The organism is Microvirga vignae, from assembly GCF_001017175.1.
Classification (GTDB): Bacteria; Pseudomonadota; Alphaproteobacteria; order Rhizobiales; family Beijerinckiaceae; genus Microvirga; species Microvirga vignae.
In genome coordinates, this window is sequence record NZ_LCYG01000105.1 from 1 (window position 1) to 2968 (window position 2968).

Below are 2968 nucleotides of genomic sequence, written 5' to 3' on the forward strand. Positions count from 1 at the left end.
AGTTCAATTTGACGAACGGCTTCGCTTCACGATCTTCACCGTGCGGCGATGTTATGCGACCGTGTTGCCATGATGAGCGCTGGACGGAAGTCGTGATCGCCGTTCAGGCTCTGAACCGTATGCTTGAGCTCGGACGCCCGAAGTCCGCCCGCATCGCTTGAGCAAAGGCGTGGGCCGGGCTCAGTGCATTTACCAGCCGATCCGTGCAACACGGTCGATCTTCGCTGCAATCGAACGAATTGCCTCATACTGGGAGGCGTGCTAGTCCCGGCGATAGAAAACCATCGGCGCCGCTCGCTCGCGGACGTCCGGTGAATAGGATAGTGCTCTCTTCGTCATAGATCAATCCTGTCAGGAGTTTGAGCCTCCGAGAATCCCGGAGCAGTTCAATCCCGGGTAGCCCTGTCTTTGGCGCGCGGCAGAAACCATGTTGATGGCCCACCGTTCTCGATGGCGGTGAGCGGGTAAGGTTTGTTTCCGTTCGCAATGACCATTTTGCAGCCCGCGTCCATGGCTATCCTTGCCGCCATCAACTTTGTCACCATGCCACCCGAACTATGGCGCGAGGCGGAATGACCGGCCATGGCCTCTATCGCGGGAGTAATGCATCGCACCTCTGTCACCAGACGGGCCAATGGATTGTCGTGTGGATCTTCCGTGAAGAGACCATCTACGTTGGAAAGCAGAATGAGAACCTCGGCGTTTACCATCTGTGCAACCTGCGCCGCCAGCCGATCATTGTCACCAAAACAGGTCTCGGCCGTTGCGGTCGTGTCGTTTTCGTTGACAACGGGTACAGCGCCAACTTCGAGAATTTGTTGAAGGGTTGACCGCGCATTGAGGCGGCGATGCTGGTCGTCTATATCGCTTCTGGTCAATAATACCTGACCCAGGCCAAACCCATGGCGCTTTAAACTCTTCTCATAGGAAAGCATGAGCTGAACCTGACCAATCGCGGCAGCCGTTTGCTTCTCCTGAATTCGCAGAGATCTGTCCGAATAATTGAAGCGACATGATCCAAGCGCGACAGCACCGGAGGTGACGATGATCACCTGCTGCCCGCGTGCGAAAAATCGGACGACATCCTCTATCACCATTTCAAGCCAAGGGCCGCGCACCTCTCCGGTCTCTGCATCGGCAATCAGTGCAGAGCCAATTTTCACGATCAGCCGGCGGGCCGAAAGCAATTGGACCGCGCTCGTTATGGCTGGTACTGAGTGCTGCTGTGCTAGATGTGAAGACATGTTTCTCCAATCTCTTCCCGGTAGTTCAACGAACAGTCCGTTGCGTCTGTATAGACGTCAACAATGATATCCAATCTCCCCTTACCTGAACGTCGCGGCCTCGTCGCGCCGAAATACCTAAGCATATCGAAGCTTGCTATCCAGGCCCATCTTGCGTCCAGGAGCGGACTGATCACGTCGGGCGGCCTGGAAACGATTGTCGTTCGCAGATTGGTAATGGCCTTAGGATCTTCAATAGCGTAGAGGAGCCCAGAAAGGCGGATAAGCATCATCGTGGACCTGCGTCTCTCTCCTGCTCTCGATTGCGCCCATGTTCGGTGAGGACCACCTCTTATCTGGCGCCAGCTCCGCTGGCGCGAGGCGTTGAGGGCCGCTGATTGTTCCTATTCGTCAACGGTCGGAAATGGTGTGATCGCCCACCGGATTGCATCGACGGCCCGCTGAAGTATCGCCTCGGTCTGCGCAAGGCTGGGTGAACTGGCGATGACATATCCGATGCGGTCTCGGTAATCGCCTTTCCTGACGATCGGTGTCTTGGGTGTAACAGACCATTTGACCTCGGCGACACCTGGTATAGCAGCCGCCCGACTGACGCCATCGACCCAGTCGAGGGTTCCATCGCAATCAGGAACCAGGGACCGCACGGCCGCAGTCTGCGAATGCCTTCTGCTCAAATCCCATTTGTCGCCGATGACAAGCTTGACGTGCTCGGTGACGAGGTCGACACCGCAAGCCAGATGAACCAGTTGGGGATCGGGCGTGCCAGCAAGACGCGGATTGACTTCGATGACGACGGGGCCACGCTTCGTCCACCGGAGTTCAATGTTCGTTGGCCCCCAGCCAAGGCCGAGGGCCTGTAAACAGCTCAGCGAAACATCGACGATACGCGCATGTTCGTCATCAGTAACCGGGGCTGGAAAGGTCAACTGGCGCCAGACGAAATGTGGTGGGGGGCCGTAGTCAACGGCGCCAATCCCAATTACCTCGTTTCCCATTATCTCAGCGGTATACAGGGGACCTTGCGCGAATTCTTCGACGAGTATTCGCGGAGAAGACCGCCATATGTGCGTCCCACCCAACAGATGGGTCGTATGTTCGGCTACCTCATCTTCATCGCGGCACAATCGGACACCGCTGCTGCCATTGCCGACGGCTGGCTTGAGAACCACTGGCAGGCCCAACTCCGCCACGCAGCTTTCTACCTCCGTCGCATTTTCTGCCAATCGATAAGCAGGTACTGGAACGCCAGCATGCGCAAGGAGCTGACGCTGCATGAATTTGTCGCAGCATCGCGCAATCGATGCTGGGTTCGGTCCCGGCAGCCCGAAATGCTGGCAGAGTTTGCCAATTGTCGCATAGAATGCTTCTCTGGCGCAAGTGATTCCAGCGATATCATAGGTCGCACGCAACTGGGAACATGCGCGGATCAGCGCATCGAGATCGTTCGTATCGACGCGGATGGCCTCATTGCTTTCCGCCGCAAGATAGTCGTACTGAGTTGGATCAGCCGACAGGGTAATCGGATGAAGACCAAGACGCTGGGCCGCTTGGACATATAGCGGACCAGTACCCGTTGTGTTGCCTTCAACCAGAACGAGCGCTCTTATAGTCATTGACTGTTAACCTCGATGTTGCGCGTTGCGCCGCGGTCCGAGTGGAGTTGTGCGAGACTCTGTAAATAGTCCGTGAATGCCGAGCTCCGGAGTGTTGCCTCGATATCGGAG

At 56.6% G+C, this 2968-nt stretch carries 2 protein-coding genes; both read right to left on the reverse strand.

The window, feature by feature from the left end:
* Positions 1-386 precede the first annotated feature (386 nt).
* The gene (proB, locus tag AA309_RS28310; RefSeq protein WP_047192372.1) at positions 387-1244 is read right to left on the reverse strand and encodes a glutamate 5-kinase; all 858 of its coding nucleotides are present in this window, start codon (positions 1242-1244) and stop codon (positions 387-389) included.
* A 383-nt stretch (positions 1245-1627) separates the two neighbouring features.
* Complete coding sequence (locus AA309_RS33690) at positions 1628-2857, reverse strand: ATP-grasp domain-containing protein (protein WP_084731758.1); 1230 nt, start codon at positions 2855-2857, stop codon at positions 1628-1630.
* Positions 2858-2968 lie beyond the last annotated feature (111 nt).

Bases quoted from the DNA above. Each gene is read 5' to 3' on its own strand.
- proB (WP_047192372.1), bottom strand. From the start codon at position 1,244: ATGTCTTCACATCTAGCACAGCAGCACTCAGTACCAGCCATAACGAGC.
- AA309_RS33690 (WP_084731758.1), bottom strand. From the start codon at position 2,857: ATGACTATAAGAGCGCTCGTTCTGGTTGAAGGCAACACAACGGGTACT.